The sequence below is a fragment of the Mesorhizobium sp. M7A.F.Ca.CA.003.01.2.1 genome (genome assembly GCF_003998945.1).
GTDB lineage: Bacteria > Pseudomonadota > Alphaproteobacteria > Rhizobiales > Rhizobiaceae > Mesorhizobium > Mesorhizobium ciceri.
On the sequence record NZ_RZRA01001640.1, the window covers coordinates 1 to 491 of the forward strand.

General features: G+C 64.4%; 1 protein-coding gene. It reads left to right on the forward strand.

Annotation, left to right across the window (positions count from 1 at the left end; translation table 11 throughout):
* Positions 1–491 (forward strand): SurA N-terminal domain-containing protein (locus EN969_RS34690; RefSeq protein ID WP_206525383.1); only part of this gene is annotated, 491 nt, incomplete at both ends.

Consider the following 491-nt stretch of genomic DNA (forward strand, 5'->3'; position numbering starts at 1 on the left):
CGCGCCGCTTTCCTGAAGCTGCAGCGCAAGAAGGGCGATGCCGGCCAGGAAATGATCGACCAGACGCTGCGTATGGCCGAGGCCAAGCGGCTTGGTATCCGCATCAGCGACGCCCAGGTCGATGCCGCGTACCAGCGCTTTGCCTCGAGCAACAAGATGCAGCTCAGCCAGCTCGACGGCGTCATGGAGAAGTCGGGCGTCACCAAGAGCCACTTCAAGGAATTCATCCGCGCCCAGATGGCCTGGAACCAGGCCTTGAGCGCGCGCTACCGTTCCGGCGACGGCACCGGCGCCGTCAGCGAACAGGATCTCGTCAGGAAGATGCTCGAAAAAGGCGGCGCCAAACCGAGCGCCACCGAATACATGCTGCAGCAGGTCATCTTCGTGGTGCCGGCGGCTGAACGCAGCGCGACGCTGGGCAAACGCAAGCGAGAGGCCGACGCCATGCGCGCCCGCTTCAACGGCTGCAACACGACGCGCCAATTCGCCAA